The sequence below is a fragment of the Marinobacter salinus genome (genome assembly GCF_001854125.1).
GTDB classification, from domain to species: domain Bacteria; phylum Pseudomonadota; class Gammaproteobacteria; order Pseudomonadales; family Oleiphilaceae; genus Marinobacter; species Marinobacter salinus.
The window spans coordinates 1,771,241-1,792,900 of record NZ_CP017715.1 but is presented as its reverse complement, the minus strand read 5'-3'; the positions used below and the strand labels follow the sequence as shown (position 1 = coordinate 1,792,900).

Genomic DNA, 21,660 nt, shown 5'->3' with positions numbered 1-21,660 from the left:
AACACGATTGATGGATTCCATTATCTCCGGAATTCATTGATCAGAGTGATAACGATTTCAAGCGTTATCCGGTGTTGTCGTTGAAGTGGTTGTATATGACTTCGAGCGACTGTCTCTGAACCTCATCCTGGATGGGAAAGCTGGTGTCACTTCGGTGGTGTCGGGGCTCTTGTTCATGTTGAAGTCCAGATCAGTTGTCTTGGGGTTATATAGTCAAGCAACTAAGCGCATACGGTGGATGCCTTGGCAGTCAGAGGCGATGAAAGACGTGGAAGCCTGCGATAAGGTTCGGGGAGCTGGCAAACGAGCTGTGATCCGGACATTTCTGAATGGGGAAACCCACCTGGTTTCGGCCAGGTACCTTGCACTGAATACATAGGTGTAAGGGGCGAACCGGGGGAACTGAAACATCTAAGTACCCCGAGGAAAAGAAATCAACCGAGATTCCCTAAGTAGCGGCGAGCGAACGGGGATTAGCCCTTAAGCTAAACAACTGGTAGGAGAAGGCTCTGGAAAGTGCCGCCATAGTGGGTGATAGCCCCGTATCCGAAACCTGAGTTTAGTGAAATCGAGTAGGACGGGACACGTGGTATCCTGTCTGAATATGGGGGGACCATCCTCCAAGGCTAAATACTCCTGACTGACCGATAGTGAACCAGTACCGTGAGGGAAAGGCGAAAAGAACCCCTGTGAGGGGAGTGAAATAGATCCTGAAACCGTATGCGTACAAGCAGTCGGAGCAGACTTGTTCTGTGACGGCGTACCTTTTGTATAATGGGTCAGCGACTTATGTTCAGTGGCGAGGTTAACCGTTTAGGGGAGCCGTAGGGAAACCGAGTCTGAATAGGGCGATTTAGTCGCTGGGCATAGACCCGAAACCGGGCGATCTATCCATGAGCAGGTTGAAGGTTGAGTAACATCAACTGGAGGACCGAACCCACTGTCGTTGAAAAGCCAGGGGATGACTTGTGGATCGGAGTGAAAGGCTAATCAAGCCCGGAGATAGCTGGTTCTCCCCGAAAGCTATTTAGGTAGCGCCTCGGACGAATACCACAGGGGGTAGAGCACTGTTTCGGCTAGGGGGTCATCCCGACTTACCAACCCGATGCAAACTCCGAATACCTGTGAGTACTATCCGGGAGACACACGGCGGGTGCTAACGTCCGTCGTGAAGAGGGAAACAACCCAGACCGCCAGCTAAGGTCCCCAAGTACCAGTTAAGTGGGAAACGATGTGGGAAGGCTCAGACAGCTAGGAGGTTGGCTTAGAAGCAGCCATCCTTTAAAGAAAGCGTAATAGCTCACTAGTCGAGTCGGCCTGCGCGGAAGATGTAACGGGGCTCAAACTGGTCACCGAAGCTGCGGCTGCATACTTTGTATGCGGGGTAGGGGAGCGTTCTGTAAGCCTGCGAAGGTGTGTTGAGAAGCATGCTGGAGGTATCAGAAGTGCGAATGCTGACATGAGTAACGACAATGCGGGTGAAAAACCCGCACGCCGGAAGACCAAGGGTTCCTGCGCAACGCTAATCGGCGCAGGGTGAGTCGGCCCCTAAGGCGAGACCGAAAGGTGTAGTCGATGGGAAACGGGTTAATATTCCCGTACCTTGGATAGCTGCGATGGAGAGACGGAGAAGGCTAGGTGAGCCGGGCGACGGTTGTCCCGGTTTAAGCGAGTAGGGAGTGGACTTAGGCAAATCCGGGTCCACAATCCTGAGACGCGACGACGACTGCCCTTTTAGGGCGGGAAGTCATTGATGCCCTGCTTCCAGGAAAATCTTCTAAGCTTCAGGCTATTCGAGACCGTACCCCAAACCGACACAGGTGGTCAGGTAGAGAATACCAAGGCGCTTGAGAGAACTCGGGTAAAGGAACTAGGCAAAATGGTGCCGTAACTTCGGGAGAAGGCACGCTGGTGGTATGTGAAGCCCCTGCGGGTGGAGCAGAAGCCAGTCGAAGATACCAGGCCCCTGCGACTGTTTATTAAAAACACAGCACTGTGCAAACACGAAAGTGGACGTATACGGTGTGACGCCTGCCCGGTGCCGGAAGGTTAATTGATGGGGTTAGCATTCGTGCGAAGCTCTTGATCGAAGCCCCGGTAAACGGCGGCCGTAACTATAACGGTCCTAAGGTAGCGAAATTCCTTGTCGGGTAAGTTCCGACCTGCACGAATGGCGTAACGATGGGGGCGCTGTCTCTACCCGAGACTCAGTGAAATTGAAATCGCCGTGAAGATGCGGTGTATCCGCGGCTAGACGGAAAGACCCCGTGAACCTTTACTATAGCTTCACAGTGAACTTTGAGCATGTTTGTGTAGGATAGCTGGGAGGCTTTGAAGCGGCGACGCCAGTCGTCGTGGAGCCAACCTTGAAATACCAGCCTGACATGTTTGAGGTTCTAACTTGGACCCCTTATCGGGGTTGAGGACACTGTGTGGTGGGTAGTTTGACTGGGGCGGTCTCCTCCCAAAGCGTAACGGAGGAGCACAAAGGTGGGCTAAGTACGGTCGGACATCGTACGGTTAGTGTAATGGCACAAGCCCGCTTGACTGCGAGACAGACACGTCGAGCAGGTACGAAAGTAGGTCATAGTGATCCGGTGGTTCTGTATGGAAGGGCCATCGCTCAACGGATAAAAGGTACTCCGGGGATAACAGGCTGATACCGCCCAAGAGTTCACATCGACGGCGGTGTTTGGCACCTCGATGTCGGCTCATCACATCCTGGGGCTGAAGCCGGTCCCAAGGGTATGGCTGTTCGCCATTTAAAGTGGTACGCGAGCTGGGTTTAGAACGTCGTGAGACAGTTCGGTCCCTATCTGCCGTGGACGTTGGAGATTTGAGGAAAGCTGCTCCTAGTACGAGAGGACCGGAGTGGACGAACCGCTGGTGTTCGGGTTGTGTCGCCAGACGCATTGCCCGGTAGCTATGTTCGGATAGGATAACCGCTGAAAGCATCTAAGCGGGAAGCCCCTTCCAAGATGAGATCTCCCTGGACCTTCGAGGTCCCTGAAGAGCCGTTCAAGACCAGGACGTTGATAGGTCGGGTGTGTAAGCGCTGCGAGGCGTTGAGCTAACCGATACTAATTGCTCGTGCGGCTTGACTATATAACACCCAAGACAATTGCGGATAGCGCAACGAAATCAACATCACCCGTTTCCATCTCGTCCCCCAGTGATCAACCGTTTTGTCTGACGACCATAGCGGCTTGGAACCACCTGATCCCATCCCGAACTCAGACGTGAAACAGGCCTGCGCCGATGGTAGTGTGGCATTGCCCATGTGAGAGTAGGTCATCGTCAGACTCTTAATACCAAAAACCCCCAGCGGAATACCGTTGGGGGTTTTTTTATGGCCCGAACAAAGTGAACCAGGGCATGCCTCACTCCGATGCCGTTTGGTCAGGGCAGCCAGATTTCGAAGACGCCCCCACCGAAACTGCCACCGTTGTGAAGCTTGATGAAACCAGTTCTGTCGCCTTCACGATGAAGTGCCGCTACGGACGAGGCGAAAAAGAGTCCCAGGCTGGTGCTGCCACTATTGAAGTCGAGTGATTTAAAACTCAGGGTGCCGGTATGCTGCATACTCTCGGGATACCCCTCACCGTCGTCTTCAACCCCCAACACCAGATAGTTATCGCGCTCTTTGGCGGTTAACCGGATCTTGCTTCGCGTATAGCGAATGGCATTGTTGATGGTGTTGTTAAGAGCCCCTGTCAGCAAATCTTCATCGAAAAATCCATTAATTTCATCGGTATCTATGGAGTACTCAATTCCGAGCCCTTCAAGGAGCGGTGTATGGCGAGCCAGGTGCGCTGACAGGAAATCCGGAACGAAGTGCTCCTCGATATGTGCGGACAGGTTGTTCTCGCCCAGTCGGTAAATGCCCAGGAGTTGAACGAGGTCGTTATGCATTCGCTCTGCTTCGTACTGGAGGGTATTGAATCGGGAAGACTCGCTGAGGGTCTTCTCATGCTCGGCCCTCAGTTCGTCGAGGGAGTTCAGTAGCATGCCTAATGAGTTCTTCATGTCATGTACGGCTGAGGCAAGCACCATGGAAAAATCGATATTCTGGTCTGCCAGGCGGTCCGGGGTGCCGGGTTCACGGTTATCGGTCATGCTGTCAGTCCTTTCAGTTTGCGGCTCAACGCCCTATAACGCCTGTGTTGCCGGTGCTGCTCAGGGAGTCCGGACAGGCGATCAAGACAGATCTGGCATTGACTCAGTAGTTCGTGGTTCGTGGCGTCAGCTTCATATTCTTTCATCAGGACCTGGACAAGGTTAAGGTTCAGCGCCGCGTGATCTGGAACGACCTCCAGCGCCTGTCTGAAGGCATCAGCCGCCCCAACGAGATTGCCCGACTCAAAGGCCTTGATTCCATCCCTGTTGAGTGTGCGTGCCTGGATTTTCTGGCGAAAGCCCACGGGTTCGTCGAGCAGGCTTTCAATCTTTTGAAGTGTGCCGGGGTCATTGTTAAACCGCAGTGCGAGGCGTGCCAGCAAGGACTTGGCTTCGTCGTTATGACCAAGCCTGAACAGCGTTTTGGCATAATCCAGGCCCGTGCTGACATCGAGAGCCTCGTCGTCTTCCAGTTCAGGCCGGACGGAGGTAAGGAGCTTCTCTGCCTCCGATTGTCTACCCTGGCCAGCGTGAACGCGGCATTGGACTAATCGACTTCGCAGGCCAATGCCCGGTGAGTCCTGGAAGCGCTTCTCCATCTTGTTAAGGACACTGATGGCCTCGCTGGCACGCTTGATGCCCTCCGGCTCCCGATCACCCTCACTGAGGTCGGTCAGAGCCTGTCCCAGAGCGAGATGATGCTCGGCGCTGTCGTGAATGGAGTATTGGCCAAGCTCGACCGTTCGGCGCCAGGCCTCAGAGGCGGTATCGATATCCTGATTTGCCCCGGCCAACTCGGCAAGATGCTTCTGGCGAAGCAGGGCATTAGGTGAATGCTCTGTTGCCTGTTCGAGAGTATGTTGCGCTTGGGTGGGCTTGCCTTGGCGCTCCAGCCCTTCCGCCAGAAGGTCATAGGCCTCCATGTAGTCGGGGTGCTTGGCGATGAGCTGAGAGAGACTGTCGACGGCGTCATCATAACTTCTATTAGCCAGCAGCACCTTGCTCCGTCCCAATAGCGCCCAGGACAGCTCTCTCTGCGCCAGAACCTCATCGTAAATCTTAAGGGCATGGGCAAGATCGCCGAGGCGAAAGTAAAGGTCCCCCAGTGTTTTCATCAGCCACGTTTTATACCGAGGCTGTTTGGGAAGCGCCTGAAGGCACAGTGATATTGCTTCGGGATAGTTCTCCCGGCCTATCTCCCGGTTAATGGGTAACAGGGCATTGCGTTGGTCAATCAGGCTGCCCAGCCGCTTTTCGAGCATGGCCCGGTTGATAGGCTTGGTAAGATAGCCGTCCGGCTGGTATTCCCGTGCCCCCATGACCATTTCCTTGGAGGTTTCAGCCGTCACCATCAGGAACAGGGATGATCGTTGAAGCAGTTTTTTGTGGCGCAACTCTTCCAGAATGTGCTGACCGTTTTTGCCTTCGCCCAGATTAAAGTCGCACAGTACAACATCGACATGATTGTAGGTGCAGTGCTGGATTGCCGGAGTCGCATGGGCGACCAGCTCGATTTTGTCTCCGCCGCAACTCCTGAGCATTTGCCGCATGGAGAGCCTGAAACTCTCGAAGTCGTCGATGACCAGAAAGCTCAGCTTGCCGAACGAATTAACGGAGGATGTGTTGCTGGACTCTGTCATGGGCGCTTCTGCTTCAGTAATTTATTCACCAATGCCCGCAGGGCTGCCGGCTTCACAGGCTTATAAAGAATGTGGTAGCCCCTGGCAACTGCATCCTCCCGAACTTCGGGTGCCATGTATCCGGTAATAAGAATTCCGGGTATATCATTACTAATGTTGCCGCGAATGGCATCCATGGCGTCCAGGCCGTTCTTTTTATCATCCAGCTGGTAGTCAGCGAGAATGATATCGGGCTTGTGGCCATCCAGCCTGTGCATGGCATCTTCAAGGCTTTCCGCGGCGGTGACGTCACATTGCCAGTTCCCCAACAAGGCAACCATCCCCTGAAGAATCGCCGGGTCGTTATCAATGCAGAGCACATGTAACCCTCCGAGGCTGGATACCCTCCGAGAACCGGTCGAAGGCTTGTTGACGGCGATTTGGCTCTGGTCAGGCGCCGCGACAGGAACGGTAATGCCAAATACGCTGCCACGATCCTGAATGGAGTGAACCGTGACGGGGTGGTTCAGCATGCCGCTGATTCGATCAACAATGGCAAGCCCGAGTCCAAGTCCTTTCTTGTCCCTGCCATGCTGGAAACGCCGAAATTCTTCAAAAATATGGGCAAGCTGATCTTCCGGGATGCCGGGACCGGTATCCCAGACTTCGATACGGATATAGCCCCTCAGGCGCCGGCAACCGAGTAAAATTTTGCCCTGTGGGGTATAGCGAATGGCATTGGAGAGAAAGTTCTGCACCACCCGCCTTAACAGTTTGGAGTCAGACCGGACCCAGGCGGTACTTGGTACCACATGCAGCTCCAGACCCTGATCCTTGGCGATGGCAGAGAAGTCCGTAGCCAGGTGGCGCAGGATATCATTAACAGGAAACACGCCAATGTCCGGTTCCAGTGCGCCAGCATCCAGTTTGGATATATCCAGAAGGGTACTGATAATCTCTTCTGCGGCTCCCAGGGAGCTGTCGATGTGGTCGACAAGGTCCTTCATTTCGCCGTCTGAGGCCTTTCCTGCAAGAGCGGAAGTAAACAGGCGCGCAGCATTCAGGGGCTGCAGCAGATCGTGGCTGGCAGAAGCCAGGAAGCGGGTCTTGCTCTGGTTTGCCTGCTCAGCTACGGATTTTGCCTTGAGCATCTGCTCATTGATAACTTGAAGCTCCTGGGTCCGCTCTTTCACCCGTTGCTCCAGGTAGATATTGGTTTCCTTTAGAGCCTGTTCGGTTCGGCGCATGGCCGTGATGTCCTGAAACGTGGTGACATAGCCTCCCCCCGGGATGGGGCTGCCATCCACCCGAAGTACCGTGCCGTCGGGCCTCTGGCGCTCATAGGACATGGGTTTGCCCTCGCGCATGCTGGTGCAACGATCGGTGATGATATCGTCAATGCGGCGAGCAGAGAGATTTGCATTGGTCAGGTTGTACCGCATCAGGTCTTCTACCGGCCGTCCAGCGCGAACGAAGCCTTTGGGGTAGGTGAACAGTTCAAGGTAGCGGTGATTCCAGACCACCAGCTGCTGTTGATGGTTGACCACCGAGACACCAAGGCTGATGTTTTCGATTGCCGATTGCAGCAGTTCCCGGCTGAAGGTCATGGCCTGGGACGCTTCGTCGACAATACTGACCACATCCTCGATTTGCATGTCACGGCCGGTGAGCGTGGACTCGAGCACCACGCGCGCTGTCGATGCACCTATGACGGAAGCCAGCTGGCGCTCGATGTACTTCATCAAGTGAGTCGATGCAGGCCGGTGCGGGTGCAGTCGAATTGCATTACGGCGTTCGTAGTTTCGGAAAATGGTTTCTGAACGCTCTTCGCCCATAAAACGGTCAGTCAGCGCCTGCAGGTCCGAGGTCAGAATCTCACCCTGCCAGCTCTGGTGTTGGGCAGTCTCAGCTCTGGGCTGAGGGTCATGGAAAAAAGACGCAATCTGGATTTTCTCCCGCACACGCTGGCGCGTCAGCATCGAGAGCACCACATAAGTCAGCGTGTTGATCCCCAGGCTCCAGATAATTCCATGACTGGTCTGGTCCAGATTCGACCCAAACAGGGCCGTCGGGCGGGTCCAGTCCAGTCCCCATAGTCCTTGGTTGATCAGGGTGTCGGTAACCCAGCCTGTGGTTGCCAGTGCCGGCAGGAGCAGGGTGTAGCACCACATCAGAAAACCAAGCGCCAGCCCCCACACTGCGCCCGTATAGTTGCCTCGGCGCCAGAGAATGCCGCCGACCAGCGCCGGGCCAAACTGGGCAGCCGCCGCAAAGGAGAGCAGGCCAAAGGCAGTCAGGCTGTAGTCGGCGCCAGCCATACGGTAAAAGCCGTAAGCAGTCAGCAGTACCACGAAGATGGCGACGCGGCGGATACTCAGCAACAGATAGCTGAGGTCGGCGCGCTGGTTCATTCTCGGGCGGAAAAACTTCAGCAGTGCCGGCATGATGATTTCGTTGCTGACCATGGTCGCGATAGCAACCGAGCAGACGATAACCATGGCGGCGGCAGCGGAGCCGCCACCAAGAAAGGCCAGGATGGCGAGCCATTCCTCACCGGCCATAATCGGCAGTTGTAGGATGAGGATGTCGGGATTTCCGTTGGCGCCCCCAGGGGCAAGCAAACCGGCGGCCGCGATCGGAAGCACGAAGGCACTGGCCACGATCAGATAGATTGGCATCGCCCACCGGGCAATCTCAAAGTCCCGGTGGTCGGTATTCTCGACCACCATCACATGGAACTGCCTTGGCAGGCAGATGATGGCGAGCATCGCCACCAGGGTCTGGGTAATGAATGCCGGGGCCTGGAGGCCATCGGTGGTAAGGGTGCCAATCAGATCTGCTTCCCGGGTCCGGTCGAGCAAGTCACCAAAGCCACCATAAAGCCCATATCCGACGAACAGCCCGACTGCGACGAAGGCAACGAGTTTGATCAGTGATTCGAAGGCAACGGCCTGGATCATGCCCCGGTGATGCTCCGTAGACTCCAGGTGACGGGTCCCGAACAGGACAGTGAAGACAGCCAGGGCCAGGGTGATATACCAGGCGGAATCGTTCCACGCTGCTGTGCTGAGTTCCTCATAGCCGGAACCGGATTCGGAAAGGACATTAAAGCCCATTGAGATCGCCTTCAGTTGAAGGGCGATATAAGGGACGCTACCGATAAGGGCAAACGTTGAAATCATGGCTGCCAACAGCTGGGATTTTCCATAGCGGGAGGCAATAAAGTCCGCAATGGAGGTGCTGTTGTTTCGCTTACTGATGTAAATGATGCGGCGGAGCAGGGGGGCGCCAAAGATGAAGACCAGCAGGGGCCCCAGATAAATGGGCAGAAACCCCAGCCCTTCCTGGGTAGCCCTTCCAACGGCGCCGTAAAACGTCCAGGAAGTAAAGTAGACCGCCAGAGAGAGCGCATAAATATGAGTGCGCGCCAGCCTGCGCTTGTACAGCCCGGGATGTCTGTCACCTGCCCAGGCGATGACAAACAGAACCGAGATATAGGTGATGGATATTAAAACCAGCAGCCAGGCACTAATCATATAAACGCATTTCCGTTTGTTCCGGGCAGTCCGCTACGTGCCAATCAGTCTGTGCAGACTGCATTCAGCAGAGTGTCATTGCTGTTGAGCACCTTCATGTTATCGACTCGGGGAGTGCCGTCGGAGCCCAGGGGTACCAACTCCCGGGTTTGGCAATTCAGGATATGAACCCGGTGAGATACCGCATCCGCCAGTTTCTGTTCAAACCGATACAGCGTAAACCGCACCACGTCCGGATTTCCGGTGTCGTGACTGATGCTTTTTGTATCGACAGTTGAGAACGCGGTTATGTAAGGGAAGGCGAAGGTCCACGGACGCCACAGGATGCCATCTGTCTCGGTATCTACAACCACTGCCTCTTCGGGCAGCTGGGATTGTTTGTGATCGTACCAGGTGTACTCGCCATAAATCAGGTAGCCGAGCATACCAGCACCCGCGAATACAGGGATGATCCACTTTGGGGCTTTTTGGCGGGTTGCAGTGCGGATTGCAAGAGCAATACCGGCAGCTCCCAGTCCGCAGAATACGGTGGCGACAAACGTCCAGAACATAGATCTGTTTCCTCAAAAAAAGAACGGGCTCCCTCATAGAGGAAGCCCGTTCAGTACAACCTGTCAACTTAATGAATCAGGTCGGTTTATTGCTTAGTGGTCTTGAGCCTGACCGGAACCGCGTGGGTAACGGACGCTTTCAACCAGCTCCTGAATCTCAACGGGCGGTTCTTCAGTTGCGTTGGATACAGCGAAGGCTACCGCAAAGTTGACGATTGCACCAACCGCACCGATGGACAGTGGGGAGATACCCAGTACCCAGTTTGCCGGGGTGTCTGCCAGGTTGTTGGTGCCGGGGATGAACAGCCAGCCCTTGTACACGAAGATGTATGCCAGGGTAAAGGCCAGGCCGGTCAGCATGCCGGCGATGGCACCGACGTTGTTAACCCGCTTGGAGAAGATGCCCATCATCAGGGCCGGGAACAGGGAGGCTGCGGCGATACCAAATGCCAGCGCAACGACCTGTGCCGCAAAGCCTGGAGGGTTAGCCCCGAGCCAGGTGGCTACGATAATCGCTACCGACATCGAAATACGGGCTGCCAACAGTTCGCCTTTCTCTGAAATGTTCGGGTTGATCGAGCCTTTGATCAAGTCGTGACTCACCGCAGAGGAGATAGCCAGCAACAGACCCGCCGCTGTGGACAGTGCCGCTGCGAGACCGCCTGCCGCGATCAGGCCGATGACCCAGCCGGGAAGGTTGGCGATTTCGGGGTTAGCCAGTACCAGGATGTCCCGGTTAACGACCAGCTCATTGCCTTTCCAGCCCCGCGCTTCAGCCTCGGGTGCGAAGGCTTCGCTGTCATTATACAGCTGGATGCGACCGTCTTCGTTCTTGTCGGTGAACTGAATCAGACCGGTCACTTCCCACTCTTTCACCCAATTCGGACGCTCATCGTACTGGATCGGCGCAGAAGCAGTTCCGTCCGGGTAGATGGTGGTCATCAGGTTCAGTCGAGCCATGGAAGCAACGGCAGGTGCTGTCAGGTACAGCAGGGCGATGAAAACCAGAGCCCAGCCTGCTGACCAGCGCGCATCAGCAACCTTCGGTACGGTGAAGAAACGGATGATGACGTGTGGCAGGCCGGCGGTACCGATCATCAGGGACAGGGTAAACAGAACCATGTTCAGTTTGTTGTCCACGTCTGCTGTATACTGGTTAAAGCCCAGATCAGTGATGACCTGGTTCAGTTTGGTGAGCAACGGCAGGCCGGAATCCACGTGGGTGGAGAACAGACCAAGGCCAGGAACAGGGTTGCCTGTCAGCTGAAAGGAAATAAACACCGCAGGAATGGTGTAGGCAACGATCAGAACGCAATACTGAGCGACCTGTGTGTAGGTAATGCCTTTCATGCCGCCCAGTACGGAGTAGATGAAGACCACGACCGCAGCAATGATCAGACCCATGGTGGCGTCGACTTCAAGGAAGCGTGAGAAGGCAACGCCGGCGCCAGCCATCTGGCCGATAACGTAGGTTATAGACGCTACGATCAGGCAGACAACGGCCACCAGGCGGGCGTTCTTGCTGTAGAAACGGTCACCGATGAACTCGGGAACGGTAAATTTGCCGAACTTCCGCAGGTAGGGAGCCAGTAGCATTGCCAGAAGCACGTAGCCGCCGGTCCAGCCCATGAGGAAGGTGGAGTTGGCATAACCACCAGCGGCGATCAGGCCCGCCATGGAGATGAAGGATGCCGCTGACATCCAGTCCGCACCGATCGCCATGCCGTTGGTGATCGGGTGAACGCCGCCGCCGGCAACGTAGAAGTCTTTGGTGCTACCGGCTTTCGCCCAGACAGCAATACCGATGTAGAGGAGGAAAGACGCCCCTACGAAGATGAGGTTGATTGCAAATTGACTCATTCGTTCTTACTCCTCGTGCACGCCGAATTTTTCGTCGATCTTGTTCATGCGCCACGCGTAGTGGAAAATCAGAGCGATGAACGTAAGGATGGAGCCTTGCTGGGCAAACCAGAAGCCCAGGTCAGTCCCCCCGACTGGAATGCCGGCAAGCATCGGGCGAAGAAGAATGGCAAAACCATAGGAAACGAGGGCCCAGACGACCAGGCTCCCGACTATCAGGCGTAGGTTCGCCTTCCAGTAGTTTTCAGCGTCGTAGCTATGACCTGACATAGGATCACTCCTGTCTTGTTGTTGTTGAGGTTGGGTAGGTTTTGTATGTGGTTTTTCGGATAGAGAAATTATTATTCATATAGTACTTCTCCGACTTGTTGTCCTGTCCGACTTTACCTGTCAAGCGATTTATAGATATTGGCAAAAAGTCTAATTCTCAGTAATTTGCCGCACATTTTGGCCGTTCTGTGAACCCGATTAGATTTCCGTCAAAATCGATGCATGTTTTGCAGGCGACGGTGGTAATGAAGCTTGTCGTGAAACTCCCGAAGAGTTTTTAACCCTTCTTTTCGGGCTTTATTCAGTGCCACCAGGGTAAGTTCTGCGGTTGCCAGGGCGTCTGCTGCGGCGTGGTGGCGTGCACTGACCTCAAGCCCGAAGTAATCGGCCCAGTTATCGAGTCCTTTTCCGCCGGTTTTTGCGTCCGGGAAGACGGCGGGCAGCAAGTCGGCGACATCCATCCAGGTATGGGTCAACGTGTACCCGAGCTGGCTTCGCAGTGTTTTTTCCAGGAACTTCTGATCAAAGGCTGAGTGGTAGGCCAGTACCGGATCTCCGTTCATCCATTCAAGCAGGTAAAGCAGGGCGTCTTCGGTTTCGTGGCCCTGGGTCAGCGCTTCGGGACCGATTCCATGAATCAACACAGTTTCACGGATATCGAGGTCCGGACGTCTGAGAATCAGGTCAAACTGGTCGTCCAGGTGAATGACGCCGCCCGAAATTGCAACGGCGCCTATGGCGATGACCTCGTCTTTGGAGGGGTTGAGGCCTGTAGTCTCAAGATCCAGAACAATTAGCCGGCACTCGGTCAGTAATTGATCCGCGGGGACTTTGGGGTTTGGGAGGTTGTCCGGATCATGGCTGCCAACTTTGCCGCCCCGTCGCTGTTCTATCCACTGCTTGATTCTCTCCAGCATAGTTCTGGCCCGGTCTTCAGAGTTGGTAGGTGACTTCCAGCTTCTGCTGCAGGCGCTGTGCCTGCCGGAAGGATTCTCTCAGGATCCGTCGGTCGAGCGGGTTCAGGTCGTCAGGGTCTATGTAGTTGGTCAGCTCTTCGCCCCGATTCAGCATCTCCTGGTGAGCACGCATCCTGATTGCCTGAATCAGGCTGTAGCCTTCTTTCCACGCATTGGCGTCTTTTGAATCAAAGACCCCTTTTTTGGCCAGCTCGTCCATACGTTCCAGGGTATTGGCTGTCTCAACGCCGTTTGCGAGCGCGAACACACGAATCGACTCAACAAACGGCGCCAGACCCTGGCGTTTCAAGTCCAATAAGTGTTTATTTCCATCGGTGACATAGCGAAAGTTCCGGAACATTGTTAGCGGAGGTTTTCGCTGAAACGCATTGCCCGCGAGCATTTTCTGGAAGAGGGCATTCTTGCGGATGCGGCTGAGAACCTTGTCAAGCAGCTTATGAAGAGGCTCTGCGGGTCCGAAAACTGCTCTCATGTCCAGAAATATGGACGAATAGACGAGGTTTTGGGGGGTGGATGCATCAATAAATCTGATAAACCAGTCATCCCACTCACGTTCACTCAGGCAGAGTTTGGGGTTGCTGGCCATGATGTTGCCCTTGCAGAGGGTGAAGCCGCATTCAGCCAGTTCCTTGTTGACGGTCTGGGCGAACGGCAGGAGCTTTTCACGAACCTGGTCTTCCGTCATTCCTTCCGGTGTCCGGAACAGGATGCCGTTGTCCTGGTCGGTCAACAGAGTTTGTTCCTGACGGCCTTCGCTACCGAACGTCAGCCAGGTAAAAGGGATGCCAGGGTCGTTCTTTCTGATGTTCAGTTCCAGCACGCGCCGCACAGTCACGTCATTCAGTGTGGTTATGATTTTCACTACCTGGCCTGAGTCGGCACCGTGGGCAAGCATTGCGTCAACCAGGCGCGATACATCCGAACGAAGGCTGACCAGAGTGCGCAGGTGCGTGGCGGTGCCGATGGTGCGGGCGAGGTTGACCAGGTCTACCCGTTGCAGAGCGAACAGGTCCCGTTCCGACACAACGCCAATCAACCGGTCGTCCTCGTCGACGACACACAGGTGCGCAAAGTGATGTTCCGCCATCAGCATGGCAGCCTCGAACGCGTCCGCATGTGCGGGGAGGCGGCAGGGGTCTGGCGTCATTACCTGCTGAATCGGTGTATCCAGCGGCCCCTTTTCCTCGGCGATCATGGTGCGCAGATCGCGCAGGGTAAATATCCCGGTGGGGTGCCGGTTGTCGTCGGTAATGATAATGCTGCCGCAATTGTTTTCGTGCATCCGCGCCACTGCCTTTCGCACTGGCAGGTCCGGTGAGCACACAATTGGATTGCGAAGTGCATAGCGCTCCAGTGGGGTATCAAGTGAGTTGCTGGACCCCATGGATGCCATGGCATTGGACTGAATCCGCTGGTTTACCTGATCCAGCAGGCTACTTACACCACGGAGACAGAAATCCCGGAAGGGCTCGCTCTCCGAAAACAAGGTAATAAAAGCGTCCTGCTCAATACTCAGGCAGAAGGTGTCACCAGCGGCTCTGTGTAACGTTCGGGTCGGGCGCTCGCCAATGAGGGCGGCCAGGGGAAAGCATTCGCCAAGGCTGATTTCAAAGGTGGTTTCGGCCTTGTCTTCCTTCTCGTTGTGGCGTTCTCCACGAATCCGTCCCTGCTTGACAACGTAGAACCTTTTAATGATTCCATCTTCCGGAGAAAGGACCTCGTCACCATCTGCAAAGAATCGCAACGTCGCATGCTCGGCGAAATGAGCGAGATGGGTGTCATCCATGCTGGAGAAAGGAGCGTGTTCCCGTAAAAATGCCATGATGGCGCGGGTGTTTTGGGGGCGGGTCGTGTCCTGGTTCGCTGCCATGTATGGATCCATTCCTTCATTATTATTGTCCGAATGCAGTGTAGTTCAAGGAGTGCTTGCAGAGCCCTACGATTTTCGTCGCACGGGGAGCTGCGCCAGCACTTCTTTATGGCAAACGGAGCGGGTGGTAAAGTTCCTGAATTAACCATGATATTAGTAGCATTGCCATGACCACCAAAGACGAGCGCCTGAGTTTTCTTGAAGAAATGAAAGATGTCCGGCGCATCAGAAAACCAAACCGGGCTGAGGTCCAGGCCCCCAGGGAGCTGACGCCAGGGCATCTGGAGCGGCAGCGTGCTGCGGTTGAGGCCCCCATCAAAGACAAAAATCCGCTGACATCGGATATTGTGGAGCCGTTGACGGCCCACGACGTGCTGGGGTGGCAGCGTCCGGGAATACAGCATGGCGTATATCGTAAGCTCCGGCTCGGTCAATATCCGATCGAGGCGCGTCTGGATCTGCACCGGATGACGGTTGAGCAGGCACGGCGGGAGGTTTTTGCATTTATCGGGGATTGTGTCCGATATGGATTGCGTTCCGTGATAATTCTGCACGGCAAAGGCGAACGCAACCCCGATGGTATCGCTCAGTTAAAAAGCTACCTGGCCAAGTGGCTGCCCGAACTGGATGATGTTCTGGCCTTCCATTCGGCCCAGAAACACCATGGTGGAACCGGTGCCGTCTATGTCATGGTGCGAAAAAGTGAACGAGACAAGCAGCACAACCGTGAGGTTCACGGGACCCGGTAGCGGTCTCATAAGCATTAAAGTTCAAAATCACGCCGCGCAAGCGGTGCTTTGGAGGTATTTTGCGTGAAAAAAGTAACGTTGATCTTGTTTGCTGTAGTTGCGCTTTCGGGCTGTAAGGACCGTGTTATCTGGAATGACAACGGCAAGGTGGAAGCAGCCACCGAGAACCGAGAGGTCTGGGACTCCAATGGTCAGATGGAGGCCGGTGAGCGTAAGATCTGGGTCAACAAGGATGGCGAGGATGTCGTCAAGTAAGTGCTCCGGTCAGGTCCTCTGGCGGACATGAAAGCAGGAACGCGAGCTGGGTTTCCGGAATACACGAAGGGAGAGCAGGGTAATGGCATTGAGCCTGACGGTGAATGGAGAGGAACGCTCGTTGAACGTAGAGGGCGACACGCCTCTGTTGTGGGTGATCCGGGACGAACTGGGGCTTAAAGGAACGAAATTCGGTTGCGGGGCTGGTTTGTGCGGTGCCTGTACGGTCCACCTTGATGGCCAGCCGGTGCGTTCCTGCTCCACACCGGTGGAGATGGCTGCGGGTGGTCGCGTTACGACTATTGAAGGGCTCGGTACAAGCGAGAATCTGCATGCGCTGCAGCAGGCCTGGATTGATCATGGTGTGCCTCAGTGTGGCTACTGTCAGTCCGGGCAGATAATGAGCGCTGCCCACCTGCTGGCGACCAACCCCTCTCCTGAACGGGATGAGATCGTTGCAGCCATGACCGGCAACCTGTGTCGTTGCGGCACATATTCCCGGATCATCGAAGCCGTCGAGTCAGTTGCAGGTACTGTGCGTCCGGATCAGAAGGAGGGCGCGTAACATGGGTATGAATCGACGGGATTTCCTTAAAGTCAGTGCCGGCACCTCAGGTAGCCTGGTGCTCTCGCTCTCACTACCGGGGTGCGCGGGTATCCAGACCGGCTATCAGGCTGAAAGCGGCGAGTGGAAGCCTGACGCCTGGCTGGAACTGACCAAAAACGACGAAATCTGGTTCACCCTGGCAAGGGTGGAGATGGGGCAGGGAACCTATACCGGCCTCACAACATTGATCGCAGAAGAGCTAGAGGTGAGGCCGGATGCGATCACCCCCCGATTTGCTCCCGTTGCGCCTGAATATCGCAACCCGCTATACAAGCTTCAGCTCACGGGTGGCAGCACCAGTATCGCCACCAGTTGGGAGCCCCTGAGAACTGCGGGTGCATCGGCCCGTCAGATGCTGGTCATGGCGGCGGCAAGGGTATGGAAGGTCGACTCAGCCGAGTGTTCAGCGCGTGAAGGTCGGGTGCTGCACCCTAACGGTATTGATTCCATGGGGTATGGCCAGCTGGTTGAGTTGGCGTCCAAAGAGGTCATTCGTGGCAACGTCGCGCTCAAACCCCGAAGTGATTGGAAATACATTGGCAAACAGGCTGGAAGGCTGGACGCACGTGCGAAATCAACAGGTACCGCCGAATACGGCATTGATGTTCACGTGCCGGGCATGGTCTATGCCGTGGTGAGCCGCTCACCCCGGCATGGAGGTCGTGCAAAGGCGTTTAACGGCGACGAAGTCCGGGCCATGCAGGGGGTTCTTGATGTTTTCAGGATTGAGCGTGGTGTCGCGGTCGTCGCCGACAAATACTGGCGAGCGCGCAAAGCCCAGAATGCGCTGCAGGTGGAGTGGGATTTCTCGGAAGCGCTGTCACTATCCACCAGCGACGTTTTCGATTCGTACCGGGCAGCTGCGGATGAAGACCCAGGCAAGTCCGAGCGTAGCGAGGGTAATTTTGATAACGCGGCAGGCAATGCTGCTGCGCTGGTAAAGGCTGAATACGCGCAGCCCTATCTTGCTCACGCCACCCTGGAACCGATGAATGCCACCGCCTGGTATCGTGGTGACAGCGCAGAGGTATGGGCACCGACTCAGGCGCCCGATCTCGGGCGCATTGCCGTTGCTCGTGCGACGGACCTGTCTCCGGATGACGTCACCATCAACACAACGTTTCTGGGCGGCGGTTTTGGCCGCCGGCTGACGCAGGACTTCATTGAGGAAGCCGCTGCTGTTTCTTTCCGTATGAACCAGCCAGTGAAGGTTATCTGGTCGCGGGAAGAAGACACCAGACACGATTTGTATCGCCCTGCGATGCTGCACCGGATGACGGCCTCGATGGAGGGCGGCCAGTTGACAGGCTGGCATCATCAGATCGTCGGCCCACAGATTCTCACGTGGTATGTGCGCAACGCCGCGCCCGCCCAGTATCCCTGGGCTCCAAAGTTCCTTTACGACACCCTGGGTAAAGTGGGCCTGATGGCGGAGGGCATTGCGACGCCAAAAGATATGTCCGCGATCGAGGGTGCCATCGAATATCCCTATGGTGTAGAAAATGTGGATATCCGCCACACTCATACTGATCCCGGAGTCCCGATCACCTGGTGGCGTTCCGTCGGCTATTCCCATAACGGATTTGCCGTAGAGACGTTCATGGACGAGCTGGCTTACGAGGCGGGCGATGACCCTTACCGGTTCCGCCGTAAACTGCTTGCAGACGAACCAAGGCATCTTGCGGTTCTTGATCGTGCGGCCCGGCTGGCGGACTGGGAAGAACCTGTGCCGAAAGGCCGCGCCCGCGGTATTGCCCTATTCAGGAGTTTCGGTACCTATGTGGCTCAGGTGGTCGAGGCTGGTATCGAGAATGGCGCGATTCGCGTGTTTCGGGTTTCTTCCGCCGTAGACTGCGGCGAGGTGGTGAACCCGCGTGTTGTTGAGGACCAGATTGAAGGCGGCATTCTTTTTGGTCTGACAGCGGCCCTTTACGGCGAAATTCACTTTGATAATGGGGAAGTCCGGGAAAGCAACTTCCATGATTACCAGTTGATGCGCCAATATGAGCGCCCGGAAGTGACTGTTGACATCGTGGATAGCCGGGAACTTCCAACGGGTGTGGGCGAACCTGGTGTGCCGCCGGTTATCCCCGCGCTGGGTAATGCGCTGTTTGCCTTGACTGGTAAACGGCAACGAAGTCTGCCACTGAGAGCCGATGCCTGAGGTGCCTGTCTGATCGCCGCAAGGCAGCATTTGCGGGTCGCTTCACCATCCCTATAATGTTGGCAGATGAGCGCTTTGAAGGCGTGTAAAACCCTGGGGGAACCTGTGCTTGATGTAACCCGATATGCCGTCGCGGCAGATGCCATCGTCGAAGCCGGCCGTTTCCTTTACGAGCGCGGTTGGTCGCCGGCAACAAGCAGCAACTATTCTGCCCGAATCGATGACCAGAACATTGCCATCACCGTGTCCGGCCGCCATAAGGGGGAGCTGGGTGCGGGCGACGTTATGGTTGTGGGGCTGAACGGCCAGTCGGTTCAGAGCAGCTGCCGGTCTTCCGCAGAAACGCGGTTGCATACAGTACTGTACGAGCTATTTCCCGAAGTAGGTGCGGTGCTGCATACCCACTCCGTCAAGGCCACGGTGCTGAGTCGGCTGGTACCGGAAGGTCAGCCGCTGACCCTCGAAGGATACGAGCTTCAGAAAGCCTTTAGTGGCGTGCAGACCCACGATTCTGTGCTTTCCGTTCCGGTGTTTGAAAACACCCAGGACATCGACGCCCTGGCCCGGGAAACCAAAGCCTGGTTTGAAGGTCACCGGGATCAGCCGGGGTACCTGATTCGCGGCCACGGACTGTATACCTGGGGAGAAACCATGGCGGATTGCTTGCGCCATGTGGAGGCCTTTGAATTTTTGTTTGAATGTGAGCTTGAAACCATGAGGGTCCGCCCATGACTACATTGAGTATCTTTGATCAGAACCAGCCGGAGACGGCCCGCACCGTGACGGAAAATCCTTCTGAAATTCAGGAGCTTCTGGAAAAACACGGAGTCCGGTTTGAGCAGTGGCCGACCCGGGAGTTGCCTGCAGGCGCTTCCCACGAGGATATTCTGGCGGCTTACCGGGATGAAGTTGCAGAGCTGAAAGCTGAGTGCGGTTTTCAGACCGCCGATGTGGTGAGTCTTAATCCGGACAACCCCCAGAAAGAGGCGTTTCGCCAGAAATTCCTGGATGAGCACATTCATCGTGAAGATGAAGTCCGGTTCTTCGTTCGTGGGCAAGGGCTGTTTTACCTGCACTTCGGCGACCAGGTGTTTGCCATTTTGTGCCAGAAAAACGACCTGATCAGTGTTCCAGACGGAACCCGCCACTGGTTCGATATGGGGCCGGAGCCGGAGTTTACCTGTATTCGTTTGTTTTCCAATCCTGACGGCTGGGTCGCTGACTTTACCGGTGAGGATATCGCCGGGCGCTTGCCTCGCTATGAGGCCCTGGCGGGAGCCGCGGAATGATCCGGGTTATCCTGACAGATATCGAAGGCACTACCAGCTCGATCTCGTTCGTCCACGATGTCCTGTTTCCCTATGCCAGAAAACACCTTCCCGGCTTCGTGCGAGCTCACTACCAGGACGATCCGGCGGTGCGCGAGCAGCTTGATATGGTGGCGGCCAATGCCGGCTTGGAGCGTCACGACATTGAAGGGCTGATTGAGACCCTGCAGGAGTGGATCCGCGACGACCGTAAGGAAACGCCCCTCAAAGCGCTCCAGGGTATGGTCTGGGAGCAGGGCTACCAGCAGGGCGAACTGAAGGGCCATATCTATCCCGATGCGGCTGATTGCTTGCAACGCTGGCATGATCGAGGCTTGCGTCTGTTCGTATATTCTTCAGGGTCCGTCAAGGCGCAAAAACTTATTTTCGGTTTTACCACGGCCGGTGACTTTACCCCCTGTTTTTCGGGTTATTTTGATACCCGCATCGGCGGTAAGAAGGAAGTGGAGTCTTATCGCAATATTCTGAATGAACTGGGTGTGGAGGCGTCAACGGTTTTGTTTCTCTCTGATGTGGAGGCAGAGCTGGACGCCGCGGAAGCCGCCGGAATGAAATCGGCATGGCTGGTTCGGGAGGGCGAACTGCCCGAGACCAGCCGTTTTGTGGCTCGTGACTTCGAGGAGGTGGATACACTGCTACGGAAGCGGTAATACCTCTGCCATACAATCATCAGGTCAGGAGCTATCCGTGCCGGAAATCAAATGGATGAGGATGCTTGCCCCGGGACTGGCAATGATGATTCTGACCGGTTGTAACCCTTTCTCCGAAGCGCGACCCATGATGGACGAATATGTGGAGCGAGTCGCCCGGGTGCTTGAAATCGAGCCCAGATTTTCTGATCCGGCGCCCGTTTCCCGGATTCCCCGACGACGTGAGCGGGTGCTGCCCATACCTGAGCTGGAGATGGGGATGCTGGACTTCCTGTCTCTCTATGGCTGCGAATTGCAGCGTGTGGTCGGAGAGAAAAATTCCGTAATGGGCAAGTTCATGCAACCTCTGAATCGCCTGCGTTACGAAGTGGATTTTATCAATGCAGCGCGAGAGTGTCTTCCGGAAGTGGAGGATGAGGAGCTGACTGAAGCGCTTGAGTCCGCTATTAAAAGCAAGCGGGAATCACTGCCAATCGCCATCTGGAACGCGACCTGGGGGGTTGAGGAGGTTGAGAGCCTGTTTACACTTGCCAAAGGTGCATACCCTGTAGCACCGGAGGGTAACCCGGTTTCGGATCTGGTTATTGAGTTGAGGCAGTTAAACAATGCCGTAGCAACCTTGCTTGGCGGGAATCTCGATACTTCTCTGACATTTGCCGGAAATGTTCACCAGCGTTGGCAGGCGGAGCACCGCGCCGGGCAGCTGCTCAACAGCGCCAGCCTGCTCACTGCTCGCCTGAATGATGCGACGGCCCTGATTCGCCAGAGGGTTGAGGGCAGGCCCCTGTGTCTCAATGAAAAGCCCAACAGCCAGTCGGATATTGTTCAGAGCATGTTTTTCAGTATCTACATTGAAAAAATCCAGCCTTACATGAGCGAGGTCCAGCAGGCGAGGGCGGCTCTGATCGAGCCATTAGCCACGCTTGCTGAAATCCAGGAACAGACCATGCCGGCCGTTTTCGAGCCCTGGTTCGGGCGTCATCTTTCCCGGACCGCCAGGGGAAGCCTCTGGCGGGAGCTGGATGAGGCCATGATGCGCCACACCAGAAACTGGCAAAAATTATTGGAGCATTGCGGGTTGCGGCCTGGCGCCTGAGATTTGCTCTCT

16 protein-coding genes and 2 rRNA genes are annotated in these 21,660 nt (G+C 55.7%); 10 read left to right on the top strand and 8 right to left on the bottom strand.

The window, feature by feature from the left end; all coding sequences use genetic code 11:
• The first annotated feature begins 211 nt into the window (after window positions 1-211).
• A 23S ribosomal RNA gene (locus tag BKP64_RS08230) occupies window positions 212-3,105 on the top strand.
• A gap of 83 nt (window positions 3,106-3,188) precedes the next feature.
• A 5S ribosomal RNA gene (gene rrf, locus BKP64_RS08225) occupies window positions 3,189-3,303 on the top strand.
• 96 nt (window positions 3,304-3,399) lie between these two features.
• On the opposite strand, the gene BKP64_RS08220 is transcribed toward rrf, so the two are convergent.
• The 8 genes from BKP64_RS08220 to BKP64_RS08185 all read right to left on the bottom strand — a co-directional run bounded on the left by BKP64_RS08220 (window position 3,400) and on the right by BKP64_RS08185 (window position 14,799).
• Window positions 3,400-4,080 (bottom strand): sensor histidine kinase, encoded by a 681-nt coding sequence (locus BKP64_RS08220; RefSeq protein WP_070973610.1) that lies wholly within the window; start codon window positions 4,078-4,080, stop codon window positions 3,400-3,402.
• A 32-nt stretch (window positions 4,081-4,112) separates the two neighbouring features.
• Window positions 4,113-5,756: a tetratricopeptide repeat protein gene (locus BKP64_RS08215; RefSeq protein WP_070968391.1), complete on the bottom strand. Its 1,644-nt coding sequence runs from the start codon at window positions 5,754-5,756 to the stop codon at window positions 4,113-4,115.
• On the bottom strand, window positions 5,753-9,271 hold the full coding sequence (locus BKP64_RS08210) for a hybrid sensor histidine kinase/response regulator (RefSeq protein WP_070968387.1): 3,519 nt from the start codon (window positions 9,269-9,271) through the stop codon (window positions 5,753-5,755). The genes BKP64_RS08215 and BKP64_RS08210 overlap by 4 nt, the downstream gene beginning before the upstream one ends.
• 44 nt (window positions 9,272-9,315) lie before the next feature.
• The gene (locus BKP64_RS08205; RefSeq protein ID WP_070968385.1) at window positions 9,316-9,822 is read right to left on the bottom strand and encodes a hypothetical protein; all 507 of its coding nucleotides are present in this window, start codon (window positions 9,820-9,822) and stop codon (window positions 9,316-9,318) included.
• A gap of 93 nt (window positions 9,823-9,915) precedes the next feature.
• Window positions 9,916-11,682: a sodium:solute symporter family protein gene (locus tag BKP64_RS08200; protein WP_070968382.1), complete on the bottom strand. Its 1,767-nt coding sequence runs from the start codon at window positions 11,680-11,682 to the stop codon at window positions 9,916-9,918.
• 6 nt (window positions 11,683-11,688) lie between these two features.
• On the bottom strand, window positions 11,689-11,952 hold the full coding sequence (locus tag BKP64_RS08195) for a DUF4212 domain-containing protein (RefSeq protein WP_070968380.1): 264 nt from the start codon (window positions 11,950-11,952) through the stop codon (window positions 11,689-11,691).
• Window positions 11,953-12,161: 209 nt separating this feature from the next.
• Window positions 12,162-12,869 (bottom strand): 3'-5' exonuclease, encoded by a 708-nt coding sequence (locus tag BKP64_RS08190; RefSeq protein WP_070968377.1) that lies wholly within the window; start codon window positions 12,867-12,869, stop codon window positions 12,162-12,164.
• A gap of 16 nt (window positions 12,870-12,885) precedes the next feature.
• Window positions 12,886-14,799: a putative nucleotidyltransferase substrate binding domain-containing protein gene (locus tag BKP64_RS08185; protein ID WP_070968375.1), complete on the bottom strand. Its 1,914-nt coding sequence runs from the start codon at window positions 14,797-14,799 to the stop codon at window positions 12,886-12,888.
• Between the two features lie 167 nt (window positions 14,800-14,966).
• On the opposite strand from BKP64_RS08185, the gene smrA reads away from it, so the two are divergent.
• The 8 genes from smrA (at window position 14,967) to BKP64_RS08145 (ending at window position 21,648) form a co-directional block, all read left to right on the top strand.
• Window positions 14,967-15,548: a DNA endonuclease SmrA gene (gene smrA / locus BKP64_RS08180; RefSeq protein ID WP_070968372.1), complete on the top strand. Its 582-nt coding sequence runs from the start codon at window positions 14,967-14,969 to the stop codon at window positions 15,546-15,548.
• 63 nt (window positions 15,549-15,611) lie between these two features.
• Entirely contained in the window at window positions 15,612-15,803 is a 192-nt protein-coding gene (locus BKP64_RS08175) for a membrane lipoprotein lipid attachment site-containing protein (RefSeq protein ID WP_070968369.1), read from the top strand.
• A gap of 82 nt (window positions 15,804-15,885) precedes the next feature.
• Window positions 15,886-16,368 (top strand): (2Fe-2S)-binding protein, encoded by a 483-nt coding sequence (locus BKP64_RS08170; protein ID WP_070968367.1) that lies wholly within the window; start codon window positions 15,886-15,888, stop codon window positions 16,366-16,368.
• A gap of 1 nt (window position 16,369) precedes the next feature.
• Entirely contained in the window at window positions 16,370-18,574 is a 2,205-nt protein-coding gene (locus BKP64_RS08165) for a xanthine dehydrogenase family protein molybdopterin-binding subunit (protein ID WP_070968365.1), read from the top strand.
• 105 nt (window positions 18,575-18,679) lie between these two features.
• Entirely contained in the window at window positions 18,680-19,306 is a 627-nt protein-coding gene (locus tag BKP64_RS08160; protein ID WP_070968362.1) for a methylthioribulose 1-phosphate dehydratase, read from the top strand.
• The gene (locus BKP64_RS08155) at window positions 19,303-19,863 is read left to right on the top strand and encodes a 1,2-dihydroxy-3-keto-5-methylthiopentene dioxygenase (RefSeq protein ID WP_070968360.1); all 561 of its coding nucleotides are present in this window, start codon (window positions 19,303-19,305) and stop codon (window positions 19,861-19,863) included. The genes BKP64_RS08160 and BKP64_RS08155 overlap by 4 nt, the downstream gene beginning before the upstream one ends.
• Window positions 19,860-20,552, top strand: a complete 693-nt coding sequence (gene mtnC, locus BKP64_RS08150; RefSeq protein WP_070968358.1) for an acireductone synthase — start codon at window positions 19,860-19,862, stop codon at window positions 20,550-20,552. The genes BKP64_RS08155 and mtnC overlap by 4 nt, the downstream gene beginning before the upstream one ends.
• A 55-nt stretch (window positions 20,553-20,607) precedes the next feature.
• A complete protein-coding gene (locus BKP64_RS08145) occupies window positions 20,608-21,648 on the top strand; it encodes a DUF3080 domain-containing protein (protein ID WP_070973609.1) in 1,041 nt (346 codons plus the stop codon).
• Window positions 21,649-21,660: the final 12 nt, after the last annotated feature.

What these genes read in the sequence shown, in the direction of transcription:
- BKP64_RS08215 (WP_070968391.1), bottom strand. Translation starts at nt 5,756, where the DNA reads ATGACAGAGTCCAGCAACACATCCTCCGTTAATTCGTTCGGCAAGCTG.
- BKP64_RS08210 (WP_070968387.1), bottom strand. Translation starts at nt 9,271, where the DNA reads ATGATTAGTGCCTGGCTGCTGGTTTTAATATCCATCACCTATATCTCG.
- BKP64_RS08205 (WP_070968385.1), bottom strand. Translation starts at nt 9,822, where the DNA reads ATGTTCTGGACGTTTGTCGCCACCGTATTCTGCGGACTGGGAGCTGCC.
- BKP64_RS08200 (WP_070968382.1), bottom strand. Translation starts at nt 11,682, where the DNA reads ATGAGTCAATTTGCAATCAACCTCATCTTCGTAGGGGCGTCTTTCCTC.
- BKP64_RS08195 (WP_070968380.1), bottom strand. Translation starts at nt 11,952, where the DNA reads ATGTCAGGTCATAGCTACGACGCTGAAAACTACTGGAAGGCGAACCTA.
- BKP64_RS08190 (WP_070968377.1), bottom strand. Translation starts at nt 12,869, where the DNA reads ATGCTGGAGAGAATCAAGCAGTGGATAGAACAGCGACGGGGCGGCAAA.
- BKP64_RS08185 (WP_070968375.1), bottom strand. Translation starts at nt 14,799, where the DNA reads ATGGCAGCGAACCAGGACACGACCCGCCCCCAAAACACCCGCGCCATC.
- smrA (WP_070968372.1), top strand. Translation starts at nt 14,967, where the DNA reads ATGACCACCAAAGACGAGCGCCTGAGTTTTCTTGAAGAAATGAAAGAT.
- BKP64_RS08170 (WP_070968367.1), top strand. Translation starts at nt 15,886, where the DNA reads ATGGCATTGAGCCTGACGGTGAATGGAGAGGAACGCTCGTTGAACGTA.
- BKP64_RS08165 (WP_070968365.1), top strand. Translation starts at nt 16,370, where the DNA reads ATGGGTATGAATCGACGGGATTTCCTTAAAGTCAGTGCCGGCACCTCA.
- BKP64_RS08155 (WP_070968360.1), top strand. Translation starts at nt 19,303, where the DNA reads ATGACTACATTGAGTATCTTTGATCAGAACCAGCCGGAGACGGCCCGC.
- mtnC (WP_070968358.1), top strand. Translation starts at nt 19,860, where the DNA reads ATGATCCGGGTTATCCTGACAGATATCGAAGGCACTACCAGCTCGATC.
- BKP64_RS08145 (WP_070973609.1), top strand. Translation starts at nt 20,608, where the DNA reads ATGAGGATGCTTGCCCCGGGACTGGCAATGATGATTCTGACCGGTTGT.